General features: G+C 70.3%; 19 protein-coding genes. 10 read left to right on the top strand and 9 right to left on the bottom strand.

What is annotated here, in order from left to right:
* Window positions 1-251: 251 nt before the first annotated feature.
* Entirely contained in the window at window positions 252-1160 is a 909-nt protein-coding gene (locus tag ACWFR4_RS17535; RefSeq protein ID WP_453459250.1) for a LysR family transcriptional regulator, read from the bottom strand.
* Between the two features lie 169 nt (window positions 1161-1329).
* Here ACWFR4_RS17535 and ACWFR4_RS17530 point away from each other — a divergent pair, with 169 nt between their 5' ends.
* The 5 genes from ACWFR4_RS17530 to ACWFR4_RS17510 all read left to right on the top strand — a co-directional run bounded on the left by ACWFR4_RS17530 (window position 1330) and on the right by ACWFR4_RS17510 (window position 6980).
* Window positions 1330-2763 carry a purine-cytosine permease family protein gene (locus tag ACWFR4_RS17530; RefSeq protein ID WP_453459248.1) on the top strand — a complete coding sequence of 478 codons (1434 nt, stop codon included), beginning with the start codon at window positions 1330-1332 and terminating at the stop codon, window positions 2761-2763.
* Window positions 2764-3015: 252 nt separating this feature from the next.
* The gene (locus ACWFR4_RS17525; protein WP_383001840.1) at window positions 3016-3477 is read left to right on the top strand and encodes a hypothetical protein; all 462 of its coding nucleotides are present in this window, start codon (window positions 3016-3018) and stop codon (window positions 3475-3477) included.
* A 38-nt stretch (window positions 3478-3515) separates the two neighbouring features.
* Window positions 3516-4946 (top strand): hypothetical protein, encoded by a 1431-nt coding sequence (locus ACWFR4_RS17520; protein WP_453459245.1) that lies wholly within the window; start codon window positions 3516-3518, stop codon window positions 4944-4946.
* Window positions 4947-4963: 17 nt separating this feature from the next.
* Window positions 4964-5500 (top strand): hypothetical protein, encoded by a 537-nt coding sequence (locus tag ACWFR4_RS17515; protein WP_453459242.1) that lies wholly within the window; start codon window positions 4964-4966, stop codon window positions 5498-5500.
* Between the two features lie 196 nt (window positions 5501-5696).
* Complete coding sequence (locus tag ACWFR4_RS17510) at window positions 5697-6980, top strand: serine hydrolase domain-containing protein (RefSeq protein WP_453653158.1); 1284 nt, start codon at window positions 5697-5699, stop codon at window positions 6978-6980.
* A gap of 88 nt (window positions 6981-7068) precedes the next feature.
* On the opposite strand, the gene ACWFR4_RS17505 is transcribed toward ACWFR4_RS17510, so the two are convergent.
* Together ACWFR4_RS17505 and ACWFR4_RS17500 are read right to left on the bottom strand one after the other, a co-directional pair.
* Window positions 7069-8022: a magnesium transporter CorA family protein gene (locus tag ACWFR4_RS17505; RefSeq protein WP_453653156.1), complete on the bottom strand. Its 954-nt coding sequence runs from the start codon at window positions 8020-8022 to the stop codon at window positions 7069-7071.
* A gap of 94 nt (window positions 8023-8116) precedes the next feature.
* Window positions 8117-8368, bottom strand: a complete 252-nt coding sequence (locus tag ACWFR4_RS17500) for a YozE family protein (RefSeq protein ID WP_453459233.1) — start codon at window positions 8366-8368, stop codon at window positions 8117-8119.
* Between the two features lie 198 nt (window positions 8369-8566).
* On the opposite strand from ACWFR4_RS17500, the gene ACWFR4_RS17495 reads away from it, so the two are divergent.
* Window positions 8567-8773 carry a hypothetical protein gene (locus tag ACWFR4_RS17495; protein WP_327577971.1) on the top strand — a complete coding sequence of 69 codons (207 nt, stop codon included), beginning with the start codon at window positions 8567-8569 and terminating at the stop codon, window positions 8771-8773.
* Window positions 8774-9218: 445 nt separating this feature from the next.
* Here the strand turns inward: ACWFR4_RS17495 and ACWFR4_RS17490 are convergent, their stop codons facing one another.
* Window positions 9219-9980 (bottom strand): phosphoglyceromutase, encoded by a 762-nt coding sequence (locus tag ACWFR4_RS17490; RefSeq protein ID WP_116512303.1) that lies wholly within the window; start codon window positions 9978-9980, stop codon window positions 9219-9221.
* A 210-nt stretch (window positions 9981-10190) separates the two neighbouring features.
* On the opposite strand from ACWFR4_RS17490, the gene ACWFR4_RS17485 reads away from it, so the two are divergent.
* The gene (locus ACWFR4_RS17485) at window positions 10191-11465 is read left to right on the top strand and encodes an MDR family MFS transporter (RefSeq protein WP_453459231.1); all 1275 of its coding nucleotides are present in this window, start codon (window positions 10191-10193) and stop codon (window positions 11463-11465) included.
* A gap of 3 nt (window positions 11466-11468) precedes the next feature.
* On the opposite strand, the gene ACWFR4_RS17480 is transcribed toward ACWFR4_RS17485, so the two are convergent.
* From ACWFR4_RS17480 to mshA, 3 genes are all read right to left on the bottom strand, one after another.
* Window positions 11469-13142, bottom strand: a complete 1674-nt coding sequence (locus ACWFR4_RS17480) for a glycoside hydrolase family 55 protein (protein ID WP_453653154.1) — start codon at window positions 13140-13142, stop codon at window positions 11469-11471.
* 140 nt (window positions 13143-13282) lie between these two features.
* Entirely contained in the window at window positions 13283-13792 is a 510-nt protein-coding gene (locus tag ACWFR4_RS17475; RefSeq protein WP_453653152.1) for a YbjN domain-containing protein, read from the bottom strand.
* Window positions 13785-15134 (bottom strand): D-inositol-3-phosphate glycosyltransferase, encoded by a 1350-nt coding sequence (mshA, locus tag ACWFR4_RS17470; RefSeq protein ID WP_453459225.1) that lies wholly within the window; start codon window positions 15132-15134, stop codon window positions 13785-13787. The genes ACWFR4_RS17475 and mshA overlap by 8 nt, the downstream gene beginning before the upstream one ends.
* 187 nt (window positions 15135-15321) lie before the next feature.
* Here mshA and ACWFR4_RS17465 point away from each other — a divergent pair, with 187 nt between their 5' ends.
* The 3 genes from ACWFR4_RS17465 to ACWFR4_RS17455 all read left to right on the top strand — a co-directional run bounded on the left by ACWFR4_RS17465 (window position 15322) and on the right by ACWFR4_RS17455 (window position 18971).
* The gene (locus ACWFR4_RS17465; RefSeq protein ID WP_453653150.1) at window positions 15322-16116 is read left to right on the top strand and encodes a class I SAM-dependent methyltransferase; all 795 of its coding nucleotides are present in this window, start codon (window positions 15322-15324) and stop codon (window positions 16114-16116) included.
* Between the two features lie 222 nt (window positions 16117-16338).
* Window positions 16339-17400, top strand: a complete 1062-nt coding sequence (locus tag ACWFR4_RS17460; RefSeq protein ID WP_453653148.1) for an NlpC/P60 family protein — start codon at window positions 16339-16341, stop codon at window positions 17398-17400.
* 272 nt (window positions 17401-17672) lie between these two features.
* Window positions 17673-18971, top strand: coding sequence for a PP2C family protein-serine/threonine phosphatase (locus ACWFR4_RS17455; RefSeq protein WP_453653146.1), 1299 nt, complete (start codon window positions 17673-17675; stop codon window positions 18969-18971).
* Between the two features lie 46 nt (window positions 18972-19017).
* Here the strand turns inward: ACWFR4_RS17455 and ACWFR4_RS17450 are convergent, their stop codons facing one another.
* Both ACWFR4_RS17450 and ACWFR4_RS17445 read right to left on the bottom strand, forming a co-directional pair.
* Complete coding sequence (locus ACWFR4_RS17450; RefSeq protein ID WP_116512297.1) at window positions 19018-19359, bottom strand: DUF2516 family protein; 342 nt, start codon at window positions 19357-19359, stop codon at window positions 19018-19020.
* 128 nt (window positions 19360-19487) lie between these two features.
* Window positions 19488-20084, bottom strand: a complete 597-nt coding sequence (locus ACWFR4_RS17445) for a hypothetical protein (RefSeq protein ID WP_453459214.1) — start codon at window positions 20082-20084, stop codon at window positions 19488-19490.
* Window positions 20085-20105: the final 21 nt, after the last annotated feature.

The following is a 20105-nucleotide window of genomic DNA, read 5'->3' as shown; positions in this document are numbered from 1 at the left end:
ACTCGTCCTTGCACGTCATCGAGTCCCGGGTCGCCAGGTCGTGCGCCGCGTCGCAGAAGACTCGCGGTACCGGTCTCCGGTGCCGATCATGCGCCGTACTCCTTATGGGAGTTGAGCGGCCTCCCTCGGAGCGAGTGGGCGGTGGTGCGACCACTATGCGAGGGGGAGCATGCATCCGTACAACAGATCTTTTCGTGTTACTGGATCTGCTTTGGAGATAGTTCCCGAATGTGCCGCCCTGAGCTGGGCTCTCAGGACCTGAGCGCCTCCCGGCACGCCGTCGCGAACGCCTGTGCGCGGCCCGTCAGCCGGACCCCGCGCAGCTTCGCCAGGACGACGGGGAGCGCGGGCAGCGGGTCGGCGAGCGGCAGGGCGACGATGCTCGAACCGTCGTATGTGCGATCGTGCGCCGGCCGCTGGTTGAGCAGCGACCAGCCGTATCCGGCGGCGACCAGGGCGCGCACGGTCTCGTAGCTCCTCGTGCGGTGGCTGATGCGCGGCTCGACGCCGGCCTTGGCGGCGACGGAGCGGAAGTAGTCGCGGCTGGCGGGCAGGTCGAGCAGGATCATCGGCTCGTCCGCGAGGTCCGCGAGGCGGGCCCGGCCGCCGCCCGCGAGCCGGTGGCCCTCGGGGACCAGGGCGTAGGGCGGGGCCATCGCGAGGACCTCACACTCGATGTCGGCGTCGAGATCCATGTCGTAGAGCAGTGCCAGTTCGCAGGCGCCCGTGCGCAGGCTCTCCTGCACGGCCGGGATGTCGCCCTCGACGACCTCGACGCGCACGGCGGGCTGGCGCTCGCCGAACTCCCGCAGCAGGCGCGGCAGATAGAACGGGGCGAGCGTCTGGAAGCAGCCCACCGCCAGCTCGCCCACGAGGTCGGCGCCCAGGCTCCTGGCCGATTCGGCGAGTTCGTCGGCGTGGGTGAGGAAGCCGCGCAGCTCGTGCAGGAACCGCTCCCCCGCGGCCGTCAGCTCCAGGCCCTTCGCGTGCCGGCGGATCAGGAGCTGCACGCCGAGCTCGCGCTCCAGGTGGTGCACAGCGGTGGAGACCGCGGACTGCGAGACGTTGATGCGGTGCGCGGCGGCGGTCATGCTGCCGAGCTCGGCGGCGGCGAGGAAGTACCTCAGCTGCACGAGGGTGAAGTTCGCGTCCTTGGCCATGGCGGGATTGTGCCCCGGGCGCCTGCGAGGTGTCTGCATCTCGAAAACAGATGTAACTCCCGGGAAATCGATGTTTGACCGGGGATTGCAAGGGTGGCGAGACTCCCCACCCAACCCGCACGCCCGAACACCCCCGCCCACCCCCTCGTTTTCCGGACAGGGAGTCCGTATGCCCGCCACACCCGAGGCGACCCCGGCCGTCGAGCAGCACACCATCGACCACGTCCCCGAGAACGAGCGCCACGGCCGCGTCCGTGACCTGTTCACCATGTGGTTCGGCACGAACATCGCGCCGCTGCCGCTGGTCACCGGCGCCATGGGCGTCCAGGTCTTCCACCAGTCGTTCTGGTCGAGCGTCGCAGCGATCCTGGTGGGCCAGCTCGTCGGCGCCGTCTTCATGGCGCTGCACTCGGCGCAGGGCCCGCAGCTCGGCGTCCCGCAGATGATCCAGAGCCGGGCGCAGTTCGGCAGCGTGGGCGCGCTGCTCATCGTGGTCGTGGCGGCCGCGATGTACATAGGCTTCTTCGCCTCGAACATCATCCTGGCGGGCAAGTCGCTGCACGGCCTCGCGCCCGCCGTGCCGATCGACGCGGGCATCGTGCTGGGGGCGCTCGGCTCGGCACTGATCTGCTGGGTCGGCTACCGCCTCATCCACACCCTCAACAAGATCGCGACGTGGGTGCTCGGGGCGGGCATCCTGGTCGGCCTCGCCGTAGTGGTCGCGCGCGGCCTGCCCGACGGCTTCTTCTCCGCGGGCTCCTTCACGTTCGCGGGCTGGCTCGCGACGGTGTCCCTGAGCGCCCTGTGGCAGCTGGCCTTCGCCCCGTACGTCTCCGACTACTCGCGCTACCTGCCGCGCACCGTCCGTACGGCGTCGACCTTCTGGGCCACGTACTGGGGTTCGTGTCTCGGCTCGACTCTGCCGTTCCTCGCGGGCACGGTGATCGGCCTCGCGTCGCCCGGCACGGACGACACGGTGGCGGGCTTCGACAGCGCGGCGGGCGGTTTCGGCCCGGTCGTGCTGCTCCTCTTCCTCTTCTCGGTCATCAACCACAACGCGCTCAACCTCTACGGCGCGGTGCTGTCCCTGATCACCATCTGCCAGACGTTCCGCCCCGCGTGGACCCCGCGCCAGAGGGCCCGCGGCGTCGTCTCCGCGGTGGTCCTCGTGGGCGCGCTGCTCATCGCGACGGCGCTGTCCAGCGACTTCGTCTCCAGCTTCGTGAACCTCGTCCTGGTCCTGCTCGTCGTCCTCGTCCCCTGGACGGCGATCAACCTCATCGACTTCTACCTCGTCCACCGCGGCCGCTACGCGCTCGGCGACCTCTTCGCGCCCGACGGCGGGCGCTACGGCCGCTTCAACCCGGTGGCCCTGACCTCGTACGCGATCGGCATCGCGGTCCAACTCCCCTTCGTCGCCACGTCGCTGTACACGGGCCCACTGGTCGCCCCGCTCGGCGGCGCGGACCTGTCATGGCTCGTGGGCCTGGCGGTGACGGCGCCCGTGTACTACGTGTGGGCGCGCCGGGTGGCGATGCGGGGCGGGACCGCGGTGACGGAGGCGGAGACGGCGGCGACGGAGTCCGCTTCTGCGACGGCGTGACCGCGGCTTGCCCAGCGGCGCACCACGAACAACGCCTCGTCGGGCGACAACGTCAGCTCAACGACGCACGGCGCCCGGGGCGCAGCCACTGCGCGCAGTAATCCGTTGGTTGGATGGGCCTTGTCGAATGACAGGGCCCATCCGTTTGTCCGGGACCATGCCGTTCACGCAACCGCTGTCGCCCCGAACAGTGTCTGACAGGCTGAGGCCACGCATCTGGCCAACAGCTCTCGGGGGAAGGCGAATTCATCGATGGCATGGGACGAGTGGGAGCAGCTCAAGGGAGAGGCCGCCCAGCGACGGGGCGCCGGTATGCAGCTCAACCAGGCGCCTCCCGCCGGGGGCGGAGATCTCATCGTGCGGCAGGACGATCTCGGGGCCGTCGGGCACGAGGCGTTCTCGCTGCACACCCGGCTGGGCAAGCAGGTCGACATCGCGGGTGCCGGCGCGGACGAGCACGGGTCAGGTACCACCATGCAGGCCGCTGCCGAGCTGAAGAGCCATCACTTCGGGGCCGGCGGCGAGCTCGAGACCACGGTGGAGCTGTGGACGAGTCAGGTGAAGTCCGTGCTCCAGGCCTGTGCTCACATCTCCAACCACCTCGACTACTCGAAGAGACTGCACAGCCACGACGACGCGAAGATCGCCGCGGAAGTGCGCAACCGGGACGGCTCCGCCGTCTCCGTCTCCAGCCTCAACGGCTACTTCAAGTAGAAGTCTCTTGCCATGTACGGAACGGGGGCGTGCGGCGCATGAACTACACAGATCTGATCGAGGTCGACCTCGGCAAGCTCGGCACCGCGGTGACCGACTGGAAGCAGGCGATGGACCACCTGCAGACCCTCTCCGGTGACGCCCGCGACGGGCTCAAGGCCAAGTCCGACAAAGCGCACTGGGCGGGCCTGAACGCCGACGTGACCCGGGAGTTCGTGGACAAGACCACGAAGGAGATCTCGGACCTGCACGCGGAGGCCAAGAGCATCTGGAGTGTCGTCGAGGACGCCCACGGTGAACTGGAGTCGCTGCAGAACCGCGCCAAGCGCCTGACCGAGGCGGCGCGCAAGGAAGAGTTCATCGTCATCGACGAGAAGAACGGCACGGTCAAGGTGATGGAGGCTGTGTGCAAGGTCGACGAGAAGCCGGACGGCCAGAAGAAGATCGACATCATGCAGTGGTACGCGGACACCGTCACCGGGCTCGTCGCGCACGCCTCCGAGGTCGACGCGGCCCTGGTGCGCGCCCTGCAGAAGAGCCACGGCACCGATGCCTTCAACGCGGGCCACGCCACGTACACCTCGCTCGACGAGGACATGATGCCGCGCGCGGAGAAGCTCGCCGAACTGGGCGATGACGCCGATCCGAAGCAGCGCGCGGAGCTCCGCCGGCTCTGGGAGTCCCTGAGCCCGGAGGCGCGGGCGCAGTTGTGGGCCCGCCACAAGGACGACCTGTTGTCCGCCGGTCTGCTGACCCCCACGGTCAAGCGCGGGGCGTCCGACGACGGAGCGGGTCCTTACGACGTCGAGGACCCCGGCATGCACGACTACTGGATCCAGCTCCAGGCCGAAGGCATGGCGAACGCGGGGGACTTCATCGGGAACACCGACGCCGCGCGGAACATGGATCACTATCTTCGGGGGCTGGGCACCCCCATCGACCTGGATGTCGACCGGATGCTCACGGACGACGAATCCCTGCGCCTGGCCTCGCAGGGCACCATCGCGGGTCAGCAGGAACAGTGGAAACAGCAGGCGCTGGCTGCCTTCGAGAAATCCGGTGGAAAGCCCGTCACCATCCCGGTGGAGACGCCACCCCAGGGCTACACCCACAGTGACCGCAACTGGTATCTGGCGGTGGGCAGCGCGACGACGAACACAACCGGAGCCGTGACCGTCACCCCCGGTGCGGACGGAAAGCCCAAGGTGTCGCTCGACTACCAGGTCAACGTCTGGGACCGGTACAACTGGGACCCGGGAAAGTCCACCCCGATCGGCCCGACCGAAGTGACGGACGCGGACATGGCACGCCTGCACACGACGGGTCTGGCCAGAGAATTCGATATGCGAGGCAGCGGTTCGGTGCAGCACTACGACCTGGGGTCGGCCCCCGCAAAGCTCCCTGACCCGGCCGATCCCGGACGGGACGGTACCCGTACGGACCTCGGGCGCAACGGGGACGCCCGGTGAGGGCGGGGACCGGATCGATGGTGCCGGTGCGGGGAGCGTCCGCCGGTGCGCTGTGCCTCGCGGCCCTCGCCCTGCTCACGGCTTGCTCGGGCGGCTCCGGTGTCGGCACCAGGACCGGCACCGGACGTGACGCGGACGCGGATACGCGCGGACAAGTCCCGGCCTGGAAGGCGGGAGTGACCCCCGCGGCGATCGGTGAGCTGATGCACGTGCGGATCCCTGCCGAAGCCAGGGACCGGCGTGCCGCGTACCAGAACGGGTTCCAGGACGATGGGCTTCTTCTGGCCTTCACGGTGCCGACAGCGCGCGTGGACGCGTTCGTGGACCGGCTCGCCCCCGAGCAGGAACTCACCCACCGCGCGAAGCCCTTGCAGCAGTCGGTGAAGCCCATGACGCCGTTCGCACACCTCGGGCTCAAGGAGCCGGAGACGCTTGCCGACGTCCGCAGCGGACCCGTGTGCGCGCCCTGTGCCGGCGAGCTGAACTCCCTTGAGGTGACGGTGCATCCCCTCGATGCCCAGACCAGCCAGGTCTATCTGCGTGGGGTCGACTGACGAGGCCGGGTCCGCCGAGCGGCATTTCGGGCCGCGCGGTGGTGGCGTTGAACAGGGGCTGCTGGAGAGGCGGTGACCGCGCTGACCCCAGTGGCTGCGGCGGCTGTGGTGACTGGAGAGGCGGTGCGTGGGGCCCCGCCCTACGATGGTCTGGGTTCTTCCTGTGGGTTCTTCCTCACATGGTTGGAATCAGCTCATGATGCATTCGACCGGGGGATTGCGCAGGGGGGCTGTGACCGCCGTAGCGGTGGGAACGCTCGCGGTGCCGATAGCGGGTGGGTCCGCGTCCGCCACGCCGGCCTCCGTTTCCGCCGGCTCCAGCTCCACCTCCGTCATCCGCGCCACCGACCCGCCCTCGCCGTCCGATTCCGGGTCGGCAACCCCGGGCCAGGTTCAGAAGCTCACTCCCGCCGTGGAGAAGGAGCTCGACGCCGCCGTGCAGAAGGTCATGGATGAGGCGAACGTTCCGGGCGTGACCGTCGGTGTGTGGACGCCGGACAAGGGCGAGTACGTGAAGTCCTTCGGCGTCGCCGACAAGAGCACAGGCCAGAAGATGTCGCCCGACCTGCACATCCGTATCGGCAGCGAGACCAAGACCTTCACCGTCACGTCGATACTGCAACTGGTCGACGAGAAGAAGGTCGGCCTCGACGACCCGATCGGGAAGTACATCGACGGCGTCCCCAACGGGGACAAGATCACGATCCGTCAGCTCGCCGAGATGCGCAGCGGACTCTTCAACTACTCGGCGGACGAAGACTTCTACAAGGCGCTGACGTCGAATCCGGAGCGGCCGTTCACCCCGCAGCAGCTGCTCGACTACTCGTTCAAGCACCCCGTGCTGTTCGAGCCGGGCAAGCAGTTCTACTACTCCAACACCAACCTCATCCTGCTCGGCCTCGTGGTCGAGAAGGAGAGCGGCCGGCCGCTCCACGACTACATCCAGGACAACATCCTCACCCCGGCCGGCATGAAGCAGACGCTGTTCCCGACCGGCAACGAGTTCCCGGAGCCGCACTCGCAGGGCTACTCGAACCAGACCGCGAGCGGGAAGATCGAGGACACGGCCGACTGGAACCCGTCCTGGGGCTGGGCGGCAGGCGCGATGATCTCCACGCTGAACGACCTGCGCATCTGGGCACCCACGGTCGCCACGGGCAAGTTCCCCAACGGTGACGCGATGATCAGCCCCGCCGCGCAGAAGCAGCGCCTCATCACCCCGAAGACCACGATCCCGGGCGCGGGTTACGGCCTCGGCATCTTCAACGTCCAGGGCTGGATAGGCCACAACGGCTCCCTGCCGGGCTACGAGTCCCTGACGATCTACCTGCCGTCCGCCAAGGCGACGCTCGTGGTGGTCCTGAACACGGACATCAACCACGACAACTCGGAGCCGAGCACCCTCTTCGGCCAGGCGATCACCAAGATCATCTCTCCGGACAACGTCTTCAACCTGCCGGCCCAGCCTGCGGCGCGGTGACGGACCCTCAATCCCCGGCCCAGTTCATGTGATCGGCCGGCCGGTCCCCCGGCCGGTCCCAGCCCCAGTCCCAGCCCTCGTCCTTGCCCTAGTCCTCGTCCCGCAGCCGCCGCCAGATGCGGGTGCGGTGCAGTACGTAGAAGGCCACGAACAGGACGGCCACCTGAAGCCCCACGGCGAGCAGCCAGAAGACGACCCTGCTCTCCAGTTCGTCGGTCAGGTAGGTGAAGTTCATGCCGAAGAATCCGCTCAGGAACGTCAGCGGCAGGAAGATCGTCGACACGATGGCCAGCCGGTTGATCACGCCGTTCTGCTCGCCCGCGGCGAGGGAGGAGTAGCTGGCGAAAGCACGACGGGAGGCATCCTGGAGGGACTCGATATGCGCCAGGACCAGCCTCGCCGCGTGCTGGAACTCCTGGGCGAGTCTTTGCCGCCCCTCCGGGAAGTTGGGGTTCAACATCCGGCGCGTGAAGACCTCGTCCACCACCTGAAGGTAGGGAAGCAGCGAGTGGTGCAGGAGGGCGGAGCGCCGTCGCAGCTTCGACAGGCGGTAGACCTGCTCGGGGCGCCGTTGCTGGAACATGTCGTCCTCGAGTTCCTCCGTCAGCAGCAGGTCCTGCACGGCGGCCCGGCGGAAGGTCGCCAGCGCCTCCTGGAGCAGCAGGAAGAGCACGGCCACGACGTCGGGGGGCCTCTCGTGCCGGAGCTGCGCGGAGATGTTGGACGCCAGGCCCGCCTGGCCACGGTGAACGGTGACCAGGAACTGCTCGGTCACCAGCGCGTGGATGTAGGCGACCCGGTCGTCGTGGATCACGGGCACGACGAAGCCGGCCTTCTCCCCCAGGAAATCGGCCCGCGCGGGCTCGTCCTTCCTGCCGAACCAGTCCAGGTCGTCAGCCTCCAGGCCGAGCTGACGGGCCACAGCCTCGCCATCCGCCGGCGCTTCTTCCGGCAGCTCGATGTCGACGATCAGAAAGCGGGCCGTGGCGAGGCGCTCACGTGCCTCGGACACGTCCGTACGGGTGACGGTCACCTCTGGCATCGACACCATCGTTACGATCATGGCCCTCACCGTTGGTTACGACTCCGAGGGTCCCAGCGTGAGTGCGGTCCGGCAGCTCCGCACTCGGACACAGTCATGTGCCGCACCGTGCGGACCGGACGGGTGACGAGATGTACGCCTCGTACTGATCCCATGCACGGTCGAGTGCCTCAATAGCTGCCCTGACGGCGCCGCACTCCTCCTCCAGGTAGTCAAGCCGACCCTGCCGCCCCTTGCGCGAGGGCCAGTCGGGATCAGCGGAGACATCCCGAGCGAGATCCCCGATGGCGCTGTGTTGATCGGTGTGGGTCTTCAACCAGGCAGTGAAACTTGCCGGCTTGGGCATGACCGCATCCTTCCGCCGCCGCGTTCGTGGGCAGCTCCCGGCGGTCGCCGCGCACCGTGTCAGGGCCTGTCCGACGGGTCGCGTCACCGACCCCGCACCCGACAGCACTGTCCCGAATGGCGCAACATGACGTGCCGTCCACATGGCGATTAAGCTGATTAGTGCCCCAACCGGGACAATCCGTGAAAGGGGAACCAAATGCGCATTCGACGAATCCTCCCCGCCGTCATCGCCACGGCAGCCCTCGCCGGACTCGGCCTCACAGGCGCCGCCAGCGCCACCGCACCCGCACAGGGTGCCGCAACCTACGTCACCCCTTCTCAGTGCAAGCAGGGCGGCGGAATGGCCGATCTGGCGGACAACCTCTGCAAGGGCGGTATGCACAACGGGGAGACGATCGACTGAACCCCACAAGGCGCCCCGCAGCCACGCGCCGCGGGGCAGTCCGGCGCGCAGCCCGCTTCGCTCGCGCGCCAAAACTTGCAGGCCGTGCTCTTGTTGCTTGCGAGACATGAGCTCGCGCCGGACGACTGCAGGCGCCTGAAGAACACCACTCGCTCCCCTCGTGCCGCTCTACGCTGCCCGTGTCCGGATGCGTCAGAAGCTTGAAGAGTTCGATGAACTGGCTACGGAGTACTGGGACTCCCAAGGCACCCCGACGGCTCTGTCGTCGAAGCACGTCTACGAGGCCGAACCCACATGGCCCAGCAGCCGGGACCGCGCGCGGAAGGCTCTCGGGCGGGCGCTGCGACCGCAGAACCCGAGGGGCTGAGGGCCCAGCGAGGGCCCAGGACACGAAAACGCCCCCGAGCCGCGCCGTATACGCAGCTCAGGGGCATGATCGTGAAAGCTACTTCTTCTTGCCCTGGTTCTTGACCGCCTCGATCGCCGCCGCGGCCGCGTCCGGGTCCAGGTACGTGCCGCCCGGGTTCAGGGGCTTGAAGTCCGCGTCGAGCTCGTAGGACAGCGGGATGCCCGTCGGGATGTTCAGGCCCGCGATGTCGGCGTCGGAGATGCCGTCGAGGTGCTTGACCAGGGCGCGCAGGCTGTTGCCGTGGGCCGCGACCAGGACCGTCTTGCCGTCCAGGAGGTCCGGGACGATGTCGTCGAACCAGTACGGGAGCATGCGGACGACGACGTCCTTGAGGCACTCCGTCTGCGGGCGCAGCTCCGGCGGGAGGGACGCGTAGCGCGCGTCGTCGAACTGGGAGTACTCCGCGTCGCGGGCCAGCGGCGGCGGCGGGGTGTCGTACGAGCGGCGCCAGAGCATGAACTGCTCCTCGCCGAACTCGGCCAGCGTCTGCGCCTTGTCCTTGCCCTGGAGCGCACCGTAGTGCCGCTCGTTCAGGCGCCAGGAGCGGTGGACGGGGATCCAGTGGCGGTCCGCGGCCTCCAGCGACAGCTGGGCCGTGCGGATCGCGCGCTTCTGGAGCGAGGTGTGGACGACGTCGGGGAGCAGGCCTGCGTCCTTGAGCAGCTCACCGCCGCGGACTGCCTCCTTCTCGCCCTTCTCGTTGAGGTTGACGTCCACCCAACCGGTGAACAGGTTCTTCGCGTTCCATTCGCTCTCGCCGTGGCGGAGGAGGATCAGCTTGTACGGTGCGTCGGCCATGGCTCCGAGCCTAATCCAAGCCTCCGGCGCCCTGCGCGCCCGGCCACGGGCCGGACGGTACGGAGGCGGGTCCCGCCGACGATTGACGGCCACCGTCAATCGAGTGGCTGCGGCCGCCCTCCCCCGCGTAAGTTACGGACTTGGCCGGCGCCACTTACAGGCCCATCAGGCCGCACCCACGCCGTACGCACCCCAGGGGGACCCGTCCCGATGTCCGTCACCGCACTCAGACGGGTCGCACACGAGAGTGTGTCCGGTCTGCCGCGCCAGTTCTGGTGGCTGTGGACCAGCACCCTGATCAACCGCCTGGGCGGCTTCGTCCTCACGTTCATGGCGCTGTACCTGACCACCGAGCGCCACTTCTCCGCGTCGTACGCGGGTCTGGTCGCCGCGCTCATCGGGCTCGGCGGCATGATCGCGTCGCTGCTCGGCGGGGTGCTCGCGGACCGGATCGGGCGCCGCCCCACCCTCCTCGCCGCGCAGCTCGCGACCGCCGCGACCGTCGCCGTCCTCGCCTTCGTGCGCGACCCCGCCGGGATCGCGGTGACCGGCTTCCTGCTCGGCGTCGCCTCGAACGCGTCGCGTCCCGCCGTGCAGGCGATGATGGCCGACCTCGTCGCGCCGAAGGACCGCGTGCGGGCCTTCTCCCTCAACTACTGGGCCATCAACCTCGGCTTCGCCGTCTCCTCCGCCTACGCCGGTTTCCTCGTCTCCGTCAGCTACACCGCCGGCTTCCTCGTCGAGGCCGCGATGACGCTGGCCTGCGCGGTCCTGGTGTTCGTGAAGGTGCCCGAGTCACGGCCCGAGCGCGCCGAGCCGAAGCCCGACGCGGCGCCCGTCGCCGACGTGACCATGCTGACCGTCCTGCGCGACGGCCGGTACATGCTGATGGTGGGGCTGTCGTTCCTCATCTCCGTCGTCTTCACGCAGTCCTCGTCCGGGCTGCCCATCGTCATGGGGCAGGCGGGGCTGAGCAGTTCGGACGTCGGGCTCGTCGCCGCCGTCAACGGCATCGTCATCGTGGCGCTGCAGATCCCGCTGACCCGCTTCATCGAGAAGCGCGACGCGGGCCGGCTCCTGACGGTCTCCTCCCTCCTCATCGGCTACGGCTTCGCGCTCACCGCGTTCGCCGGGTCGATGGCCGCCTACGCCCTGATCGTCGTCGTGTGGACGCTCGGCGAGATGGTCAACGCGCCCACCCAGTCCGGCCTGGTGGCCCGGCTCGCCCCGACCCACGGACGCGGCCGCTACCAGGGCATGTACTCGATGTCGTGGTCGGTGGCGGCGCTGGTCGCGCCGCTGGCTTCGGGCATCACGATCGACCGGTTCGGGGCGAACTGGCTGTGGGCGGGCTGCGCGGCGGTCGGGACGGCCGCGGCGGCCGGGTACTGGATCCTGATGCGGGGGCTGCCCGCGGAGGAGCAGCCCGTCACTCCCGTCCCCAGCCCCGAAAAGACCGCGGCCGAGCCCGAGCTCACCGCCTGACGTTCACCGACCGAGCGACGACCGCTGCGCGTCGTACAGGTTCCGCGGCCGGACCGTGTCCGACACCCCGTCGCCGTACAGCTCGAGCCGCGCATGCAGGTCCCCGGTGAAGTCCGGGACGTCGGTCTGGTCGAACTCGCGGACCGTGTTGACGGCGACGGTCGCGCTGTACGGCGCTAGTCCGTCGAGGCGCATCAGACCGGCGCGCTGGTTCGTGACGCGGATGTTCCAGTGAGTGAAGCGCGCCCCGAAGAGCGGTCCCGCCGACGCGTCGCCGCCGTGGCGGCCGTTGTTGTTCACGACGATGTCCGTGCGCACGTTCGCGAAGGGCATGCCCCGGTGCGAGTCGAACGTGCCCATCTCCATCTCCCCGCGCGACCACACGTTGTACGACGACAGGCCCTCGACGTTGATGCCGTGCAGCTGTGTGCCCGCGGGGGCGGGGACGGTGCGCTGCTCGATCGTGAACGACTCGACGAGGTTGTCGTGGGAGCCCTCACGGCAGAAGTAGGGGTGGTGCGAGCCGCGGCCCGCGACGCGCGTGCGGCGCAGCGTGCACGCGGACGCGGCGACCAGGCCGAAGCCGTTGTCGACGTGGCGCACGGTGACGTCGTCGGCCCAGCAGTCGTACGCGCACTGGAACGCCACGCCGTTGTAGCCCTTGTCGAGAAGGTGCTGCGACTGCGGGGTCTCGACGGCTTCGAGGGTCAACGCCTCGACGCCCGAACCGGTCAGGGCGCCGACGTGCGTGGTCAGCCGGGGGTCCCACTCGGGGCGTACGTCGAGGGGGAGCGGGCGTTCGAAGGTGACGCGGCGGCCGTGCACGGAGGCGATCCGGACGGGCCATTCGTACGGCACGTACGAGGTCAGCTTGGTCTTGTCGTCCCAGAAGTACGCCTCGGGGCCCGGGCCGCCGCCCGCCATGTGTTCGAGGAGGGTGTGGCCGGGGTCGTCGGCGAGCCGCAGGAGGACCAGGTCGCCGCGGGAGAGGCGGGACGCGTCCGCGACCGTCACCGACCAGGAGCCGCGGGTGGCGGGCCCGACCGCCGTCAGCGTGTCCCACTCGTCGCGCTTGTTGCCCGTCCAGCCCTCGAAGGGCCAGGCCCTCGCCCTGATCGCGTCGGTGAGGGTGCGGAAGCGGTCCTCGGGGCAGAGCCAGATCAGGCCGCCCGCCCAGGACCAGCTGGACTTGTCGCCGCCGTAGCGGGAGCCGTAGACGCCGACGAGTTCGGTGAGGCTGCGGGTCGCGTACAGCTTGGTGCGGGTGCTGCCCGCGCCGCGCAGGACGACGCCGGAGTGGCCGATGCGGATGAGGTCGTCGATGCGGTACGTGCCCGGGGGCAGGTGGACCGTGCCCCCGCCGGCCCGTCCGGCGTCGGCGAGGGCACGGTTGATCGCGGGGGCGGCGTCGGCCGAGCCGTCGGGGCGCGCGCCGTAGTCACGGACGACGTCGGCGACGGCGCGGGGGCGGGCGAAGTCTTGCCGGCCCGCGCGGTATCCGGCCCGCCCGACGTACGGGATCTGCGGGTGCGTATAAGGGGTGCGGGTGAACTCGCGCCAGATGGGCGGGACTTCACCGGCCTGTGCCGTGGCGGCCCGCGCGCCGGTTCCCGTCACCGTCACGGCCGCCACCGCTATCGCGCTGCCCAACAACCCGCGTCGACTGAGGTTCTCCACCGTCGCCACCCTCCGCACGATTCAGTTCGAGGACGTTCAAAGATGTGAACGTCGTTCATGTCCGCGTCGGCCGCGAGCATGCCACGACGACCCCTGCGGCGGAAGGGGTCGTGCAACAGTCAACCGGCAGGAGAGGGGCGCTACTTGGCGGGGCGCTGGGTCAGATTCGTGAACGCGTCGAGGTTGCGCGTGGACTCTCCGCGCGACACCCTCCAGGCGTACTCGCGACGGATCGCGCTCGCGAAACCGAGCTCCAGGAGCGTGTTGAACGCGCCGTCCGCGGCCTCCAGGACCGAGCCGAGGAGGCGGTCGACCTCGTCCGGGGTGACGGCCGCGAGGGGCAGCTTGCCGGTGAGGTAGATGTCGCCGAGCTGGTCGACCGCGTAACTCACGCCGTACAGACGGAGGTTGCGCTCGAGGAGCCAGCGGTGGACGCCCTGCTCGTTCTCGTCCGGGTGCCGGATCACGAACGCGTTCAGCGAGAGCGAGTGCTTGCCGACGAGCAGCGAGAGCGTCGTCGACAGCTTGCGCGTCCCGGGCAGCTTCACGACGTACGACGAGCCGGGCTCGGGGCTCTCCCACTCGAGCTCGGCCTCGGTGAGGACCTGCTCGATGACCGCCGCCGCGCCGGCCTTGGTGCTGTCAGCCATGCAGCGAGGGTACGTGACGGGGGTGGCGGTGCTCGTAGGTGGCCGCCGTGTACACATCGGCCGTCTCGGAGGCCGCGGTGTCCCAGCCGAAGCCCTGCGCGTGCGCCGCGGCGGCGGCGCCCATGCTGTCCACAAGCTGTGGACGGTCGGCGAACTCGCCCAGCCTGCGCGCGTACGCCGCCGGGTCGTGGCCCGGGACCAGGAAGCCGGTCGTCTCGTCGCGCACGGCGACGGGCAGACCGCCGACCGCGGCCGCGATCACCGGCGTACCGGCCGCCTGCGCCTCTATGGCGACGAGCCCGAAGGACTCGCTGTACGACGGCATGACGAGGACGGAGGCCGCGCGGAACCAGTCCGCGAGCTGGTCCTGCCCGACCGGCGGGCGGAAGCGGACGACGTCCGCGATGCCGAGCTTGGCGGCGAGCTTCTGCAGCCCCTCCGGCTTGGCCAGACCGCTGCCGCTGGGGCCGCCCACCACCGGCACGACCATCCTCGAGCGCAGCTCGGGCCGCTCGTCGAGGAGGACGGCGACGGCCCTGAGCAGGATGTCCGGCGCCTTGAGGGGCTGGATACGGCCCGCGAAGAGCGGGATGAGGGCGTCCTGCGGCAGGCCGAGGCGGTGCCGGGCGGCGGCGCGGCCGTCGGCGGGACGGAAGCGGTCCAGGTTCACGCCGGGGTGGACGACGGCGACCTTGCCGGCGTCCGCCTCGTAGTGGCGTACGAGCTCGTCGGCCTCCTCCGCGGTGTTCGCGATGAGGCGGTCGGCGGCGCGGACGATCTGGGTCTCGCCGATGACGCGCGCGGCGGGCTCGGGGGTGTCGCCCTCGGCGAGCGCGGCGTTCTTGACCTTGGCCATGGTGTGCATGGCGTGCACGAGGGGGACGCCCCAGCGCTCGGCGGCCAGCCAGCCGACGTGACCGGAGAGCCAGTAGTGCGAGTGGACGAGGTCGTAGTAGCCCGGCCGGTGGCCCGCCCACGCCTGCATCACGCCGTGCGTGAAGGCGCACAGCTGGGCCGGCAGCTCCTCCTTGGCGAGACCCTCGTACGGGCCCGCGTCCACGTGCCGGACCAGGACGCCGGGCGCCAGCTCGACAGAGGGGGGCAGCGCGCCGGTCGTGGCGCGCGTGAAGATCTCGACCTCGATGTTGATCGCGGCGAGGCGCTTGGCTAGCTCGACGATGTAGACGTTCATGCCGCCCGCGTCGCCCGTGCCGGGCTGGTGGAGCGGTGACGTGTGCACGCTCAGCATGGCCACGCGACGCGGTCTGCGGTGCGCGCCGGGGAACCTGAGCCGCGGGGACGAGGCCCCGGAACGGCGGAGCCTGGACACGTACTGGCTCACGTGGCGGTCCTCCTTGCTGCGGGCACGACTCGTCGGAGGGCGCGGAGCCGCGGGCGCGGAGCCCGGGCACGAACCCTCCTTCAGCCCCTCCAACACCGGAGGTCTCCGCTCCATTTCCGTTTTGCCGAATCATTACCGTCGGGGACTCAACCCTGGGGCACCTGGGCGGGCGCATACCCTCGTACCCATGAACCCGCGCCCCCCGTCCCGCCCCGTGGGAACGGTCACACGCGGGACGACCAACCCCAATCGCCTGCGCCGCATGGACCGCTGGATCGCGGCCACGCACGGCGCCGCCCTGCGCCGCGCCGACCACCCCGTCGCCGTCGACCTCGGCTACGGAGCGGCGCCCTGGACCGCGGTCGAGCTGCTGCACCGACTGCGCACCGTGGCGCCACGCGCGCGCGTGGTGGGCATCGAGATCGAGCCGGCCCGGGTCGCCGCCGCCCTCCCCTACGAACGGGACGGCCTCACCTTCCGCCACGGCGGCTTCGAGGTGCCCCTCCCCCACGACCCGCTCCTGATCAGGGCCGCGAACGTGCTGCGCCAGTACGACGAGGACCAGGTCGCCGACGTATGGCGGCGGCTGACCGCACGGCTCGCGCCCGGCGGGCTCCTGGTCGAGGGGACCTGCGACGAGATCGGCCGCCGCCACGTGTGGGTGGCGCTCGGACCCGAGGGCCCCCGCACGGTCACCTTCGCGACCCGCCTCGGCTCCCTCGACCGCCCCTCCGACCTCGCCGAGCGCCTCCCCAAGGCGCTGATCCACCGCAACGTGCCGGGCGAGCCGGTCCACTCGTTCCTGCGCGACTTCGACCGCGCCTGGGCGGCGGCCGCCCCCTACGCCTCGTACGGGGCGCGGCAGCGGTGGATCCGGACGGCACGGGCGCTGAGCGCGGACTGGCCGGTGCTCGACCGGCCTGCCCGCTGGCGGCAGGGGGAAGTGACGGTCGCCTGGGGGGCGTTGGCTCCTCGGGACTGACGAAGGCGTGTCCGGACCCGAGGGAACGATCTCCGGGGGCCGTACGTCAGACGGTGCGGGGCAGGGACGTGCGGGACCGATGGGGCGGACCGGGAGCGGATAGGGAGTTGTTGCCCGGCTCTGTCACATTCGGCGCCGGCGTGGCACCATCCCCGGGGCATCCGTAAGTTACTGACGGTAAATCAGTTTTGGTGAGTCTTCACGGCTTGGGGGCGGAGCGCGATGAGCAGGCGGAGCACGACAGTCATGGCGGCCGTGGCGCTGGTCGGCGCGTTGACCGTACTGACGGCGCCAGGCGCCGCGTACGCAAGTCCCGCGCGGCCCGCGCCGCCGTCGACGTCCGACAGAAGCACGGACCTTGAGCAGGTCCGCGCCAAGCTCGACGAGCTCTACCACGACGCGGCCGTCGCCACGGAGGCGTACAACGCGGCCGAGGAGAAGGCCGAGAAGCAATCGGGACAGATCGTCCGGCTGGCCAAGGACATCGTCGCCGGCCAGAAGAAGCTGGACCGGCTGAAGTCCCGCGCGGGCGCCGCGGCCCGCCAGCAGTACCGCGACGGCGGGATGCCGCCGGAGGCGCAGCTGATGCTCTCGGACGACCCCTCGCGGTTCCTGGACGGCGCGGACCGGATGCGGCAGGGGCAGCACGCCACCAAGGGGCTCATGGGCGAGATGACCCGGACGCAGGAGGACCTGCAGACGTACGCCCAGGACGCCACGCGGAACTGGAAGAAGCTCGAGGCCGGCCGCAAGGAGAAGGCCCGGGCGAAGAAGAAGATCAAGAGCAGGATCGCGGCCGCCGAGAAGCTCGAGTCGCAGCTCGAGAAGGAGGAGCGGGAGCGGCTGAAGAAGCTGGAGCAGCAGGCCGAGTACAAGCGGCAGACGGCCTGGCTCAGCTCGGGGGTCCTGAAGGACATCAAGGGCAGCGCGTCGGCACCGGGCAAGAAGGCGGTCGCGTTCGCCACCGGCCAGCTCGGCAAGCCGTACGTGTGGGGCGCCGAGGGTCCCGGCTCCTACGACTGCTCGGGCCTGACCTCGCAGGCGTGGTCGGCGGCGGGACGGCCGATCCCGCGGACCTCGCAGGAGCAGTGGAAGCAGCTCAAGCACATCGACATCAAGGACATGCGCCCCGGCGACCTGATCATCTACCACGACGACGCCAGCCACGTCGGGATGTACATAGGGGACGGCGCCATCGTGCACGCGCCGCGCCCCGGGCGGAACGTCACGGTCGCGGGCGCGGGCTCGATGGCGATCCTCGGAGTCGTCCGCCCCGACGCGTAAAGGGCTGCGGGCGGCGTCGTCGTGAGCTGGGCCACGTGACCCACCGCACTCCGACGCCTCCGGTTGCAGTGGACCGACGTGACCTTCGTCATCCCCGAATCCGCCGATGGGCCCTTTGGCGTGCCCAATTCCGTTAGCTGATGCGGCATATGACAGTGGCGGTTTGCCTCTCACCATTCCGTTGCGACGCCGCCTACCGCTAAGGTCCACCGTCTGTGGTGCGACGATCCTTCGCTCCACCACGCCCTCGGGGGGAGGGAAGGAACCGAGCGATGCCCGTACCCGTACCGCGGCAGAGAGCTATCCTGGCCGTGGAAGGTGGTCAGGCTCCGACAGTGCCGACACCGCCCGTCACGCTGCCCCGGCAGCCCACGGCCTCCGGTGCCCAGAGCGGCGGAGGTGGCCCTCTGACGCTCCTCGTCATCGAGGACGACCCCACCGCCTCCCTCAGCGTGCCCGAACTGACCGACTCGGCGGGCAAGCCGATCCGCGTCCGTACCGCCCGCAACCTCACCGAGGCCGAGCGGCTCCTCACCGACGACGTCCACTGCATCCTGCTCGACCTCGCCCTGCCCGCGCCCGGCGCGGCCACGGACGCCGACGAGCTGGAGACGCTCCGGCATGTCCTGCGCCTCGCGCCGCGGCACGCCGTCCTCGCCCTCACCGCGTCCGGCGACGCGGAGCGCGGCGCCGAGGCCGTGCGCGTCGGCGCCCAGGACTATCTGTTCCGCGACGAGCTGGACGGCCGCCTGCTGGGCCGTGCCGTGCGCTACGCCGTCGAGCGCAGGCGCGCCGACGTCGCCCAGCGCAAGCTCGCCGAGTCCCGGCTGCGCGCCCAGGAGAACGCCCGCCTGGAGCGCGGCCTCCTCCCGACGCCGCTCCTGGACGGCTCCCCGCTGCGCTTCTCGGCCCGCTACCGCCCCGGCCGCTCCCGGGCGCTGCTCGGCGGCGACTTCTACGACGCCGTCCGCACGCCCGACGGCACGGTGCACGCCATGATCGGCGACGTCTGCGGGCACGGCCCCGACGAGGCGGCGCTCGGCGTCGAACTGCGCATCGCCTGGCGGGCGTTGACGTTCGCCGGCCTGTGCGGCGACGAACTGCTCTCCACGCTCCAGCAGGTCCTCGAACACGAGCGGGCGGACGACGAGATCTTCGCGACGCTGTGCACGGTCGACATCTCCCCCGACGGCCGCCGCGCGGGCCTGTGCCTGGCGGGCCACCCGTCGCCGCTGATAGCGCGCCCGGGGCGGCGCGCCGAGCTGCTCCCGTACGAGGACAACGGCCCGGCGCTCGGTCTGCTGCCGCGCGCCCGCTGGCCGCGCCGTCAGGTCGAGCTCGGCCCGACGTGGAGCCTGATGCTCTACACGGACGGCCTGATCGAGGGACGGGTCGGCGACGGCAAGCAGCGCCTGGGCCAGGACGGCATGGTGGACATGGTGCGCCGCAGGCTCACGGAGGGGCTGCGCGGCGAGGAACTCATCGACGCGACGGTGAACGAGGCCCGCGACCTCAACGGCGGCGACCTCACGGACGACGTGGCAGTCGTCCTCCTGGACCGGGGGAACTAGCCCCTGATCCGGGGGGGGGCGACCGCGCCCCCGGGAGCCGGAGGGCTCAGCGCCCGCCGTTGTACGGCCCGTACGGACCGTCACTGCTGGAGCCGCCGCCACGGCGGCCCCGGCCGCCGCCCGACACCTGCTGGAGCGCGGGCCGCACGTCCACGAAGAAGACGATCGTCGCGACGAGCCCCGCGAGCTGGAGGAACAGCATCGGGACGAGCAGATTCACCGCGACTGCGATGCCGAGGATGATCAGCCAGAACATCTTGTTCTGCTTGTCCGCCGCGCGGAACGCGTCCTCACGCGAGAACGCGGCCATCACCAGAGCAACCACCGCGAGCACGAGCATGGCGGTGTAGAGCAGCCACATCAAGCCGCCGAAAGCCGACATCAGCACAACGCCCACCACCCGAGTCAGGTCAGTCCTACGCGGTCACCGTACCCGGTGAACGGGCCGGGCACTCGGTAAGTGCCCGGCCCGCCCCTCGGTACGCTCCGTACCGCTTTGTTCACTCCGCCGTGCCGCTACTTGGAGGAGGGCGCGGTCTTCTTCACGGTCGTCGTCTTCTTGGCCGGGGCCTTCTTCACGGCCACCGGCTTCTTGGCGGACGCGTCGACCGGCCCGGGCTTCGCGGCGGCCCGGTCGTCGGCCACGGCGTCGGGCTCCGCGTCGGGCTCGACGGCCTCGGCGACCTCGAGGATCTCGTCGGCCGCCTCACCGCGCCAGGCCCGCACGGTCTCCTCGCCGTGCTCGGCGACCTTCTCGTACGTCTCGCGGGCCTTGACGGCGTACTCGGCGGCGACGCCGACACCGCGCAGCGCGAGGTCCTGCGCGGACTCGCCGATCTTCTTCAGGTCGGTGTCGAGCGTGCCGAGCACCTCGGTGACCTTGGCCTGGATGGCCGCCTGGGCCTCCTTGGCGCGGCCGGCCGCCTTCTCCTGGACGTCCTTCGGGTCGGTGTTGCGCACGGCCTCGAACCGGGCCGGGGCCTCGGCGCGCAGCTGCTCCACGATGCCGGGCACCTTCTTCGCCTGCTGATAGGCGAGCTCGGCCGTGCCGGCGGCGAAGTAGAGGGGGGTCGGGTTGCTGAGGGTCTTGCGCAGGTCGTCGGTGATGGCCATGGCGTGGTCCTCCCGGATCAC

This window comes from Streptomyces sp. NPDC055140, from assembly GCF_053607285.1.
Note: the sequence above shows the minus strand (reverse complement) of the source record. Positions and strands in the feature narration are given on the sequence as shown.